The sequence below is a fragment of the Flavobacterium sp. genome, assembly GCF_029242675.1.
Classification (GTDB): domain Bacteria; phylum Bacteroidota; class Bacteroidia; order Flavobacteriales; family Flavobacteriaceae; genus Flavobacterium.
Genome location: NZ_JAQWTM010000411.1, coordinates 1 through 2325 on the forward strand (window position 1 = coordinate 1; position 2325 = coordinate 2325).

General features: G+C 35.0%; 2 protein-coding genes and 1 tRNA gene. All 3 read left to right on the top strand.

What is annotated here, in order from left to right; all coding sequences use genetic code 11:
• Positions 1-26: 26 nt before the first annotated feature.
• Positions 27-100, top strand: a tRNA-Arg gene (locus tag P8M54_RS15115).
• 323 nt (positions 101-423) lie between these two features.
• The gene (locus P8M54_RS15120) at positions 424-1689 is read left to right on the top strand and encodes a site-specific integrase (protein WP_253468688.1); all 1266 of its coding nucleotides are present in this window, start codon (positions 424-426) and stop codon (positions 1687-1689) included.
• A 116-nt stretch (positions 1690-1805) separates the two neighbouring features.
• The coding region (locus P8M54_RS15125) for a hypothetical protein (RefSeq protein ID WP_300288854.1) at positions 1806-2325 on the top strand (520 nt) is incomplete at its 3' end.

Consider the following 2325-nt stretch of genomic DNA (forward strand, 5'->3'; position numbering starts at 1 on the left):
ACTTTACCATTAGTTTTAAAAGAAATGGAGGCATAGCTCAGCTGGATAGAGCACCTGCCTTCTAAGCAGGCGGTCGAAGGTTCGAATCCTTCTGCCTTCACTTTAAAACCCCGATACTTGTATCGGGGTTTTTTATTTTATAACTATTTTTAATTATTACTATATAAAAAGATTAATAAAAAGCAAAAGTAAGCAAAACGGTTAAAACCGTTTATATACAATGCTTTATGAAACAGTAGTCTTAGTTTGGAACTCAGTGTCTGATAGGTTTTAGTCGTGAAAGCACAAAGTTAGGTTACTAATTCGTTACCGATTGATAAAGGTAATCAAAAAACTAACTATTTATATTTCAGTGTTTTGCGTTCTTTTTCATATTCCCTTGTAACTCAATATAATTTAATTTTAACATTAAACATTTGAGTTATGGAGCAGACAAAAAAATCCACGTTCAAACTACTTTTCTACCTGAAAAAGAATGAGCCAAAAAAGAACGGTAACGCCCCTGTTATGGCACGCATTACCATTGATGGAACAGCTAAAACTTTAGGAACAAAGTTAGAAATCAACCCGAATAATTGGGATTTAAAGCATGGAAGAGTTGAAGGCAAGAGTGCCAAAGCATTGAGTATTAATCAAAAATTGGATAATATACGGGGACGTATCGACACTATTTATGAAGATATGCTAAAACACGAGGGGTTTGTGACAGCACAAAAGCTAAAGCTTGAATTTCTCGGTATTGGTGTTATGGAAGATTCCTTGCTGAAAGTATTTAAAAAGAACAATGAGGACTTTGGAAAAATGGTGGCAAAAGGAGAACGAGCCAACAGTACATACTACAAATACAAAATTGTCTATAATCACGTTGAAGAATTTATAAAAAGCAGATACCATCGCGATGATATGGCTTTTCGGGAATTGACTTGTGATTTTATCAGAGAATTTGATTTCTTCCTTAGAATAGACAAAGAATGCTCACACAATACTGTTTGGGTATATACGATGCCACTTTATCGTGTTGCGGAAATAGCTGTCAAAAGTAGTCTTATCAGGAAAAACCCCTTTGAAGATTATGAAATCTCGATGAAGGAAAATGACCGTAGCTATTTACTTAAAGAACACGTTGAATCCTTTTTATTACACAATCCTTCACAACAAAAGTATGAACTTGTAAAGGATCTTTTTGTATTCAGCTGCTTTACGGGGTTATCTTATATAGATATTAAACAACTTAAAAGGACTAACATCCAATCCTTTTTTGATGGTCACGATTGGATTATAAGCCGAAGACAAAAATCTGATGTTGCGTCTAATGTAAGACTTATGGAAATACCCAAGCGAATTATTGAAAAATACAAAGGTACCACCCGAAATGATTTTATTTTTCCCGTTCCCACAAACAGTATTTGCAATAGTCACATAGACAAACTTATCAAGGAATTAGAAATTGTTACCGAACAAAAAGTAACCTTTCACACGGCAAGGCACACCTTTGGGACAATGTTTTTAACAGAGGGTGTTCCATTGGAAAGCCTTAGCAAAATGATGGGACATAAAAACATTTCAACGACACAGATCTACGCCAAAATTACTAGCCAAAAAATAAGTAAGGATATGGATTTGGTGTCTCATAAATTTGCTGGAATGGAAGCAGCATTTACAGAAATGGAGAAAGAGGTTCACGTTTAGAATTATTACTTACTAAACAAAGCAGGATGATGTCCTGCTTTGTTTGTTTCGAGAAGCTGGGTAGTTTAATTCTTTTTTCTAAATTTACTTACAACAATTCTTTAAACAATAAAACTATGTCTTTATGTAAATTGTGTCTTGAACGCGAAGCAAACAAAAAGAATACTCACTATCTTACTGATGCAATTATCCGTACCTGTCTTAACTTAGAAGGTAGTAATGAACGCGAGAAAGGATTATATTTTGCTCTGGATAATACCAATCCATTTATAGACTTTAATTTCCAACGTCTTGATGAACTGACCCTTGAAACTACAATTGGAAGAAAACCAACGGAGGAAGAAATTGAAAATGCGAAATCCATTCCGTTTTCAGTTGATTACGTATTTTGTAGTGATTGCGAAAACCTGTTTACCGATATTGAAACACCGTTTATTCAAAACATATTGCCACGCTTCCGACAGGCAGATCTTTCAGGTCTCGAAATAGTGAGCGAAGCCGATGTGGTTACAATTCGCAATTTCTTTCACATACAGTTGTACCGAAGTGCAGTCTGTGAAGATATTTTGGCGTTTTCACCTGAGTTTACGGAGAAGTTACGTCACAGTATCCTACAAAAAAACGGTGATACATCCA

Excerpts from the sequence above, each read along its gene's own strand:
- P8M54_RS15120 (WP_253468688.1), top strand. The coding sequence starts at position 424 with ATGGAGCAGACAAAAAAATCCACGTTCAAACTACTTTTCTACCTGAAA.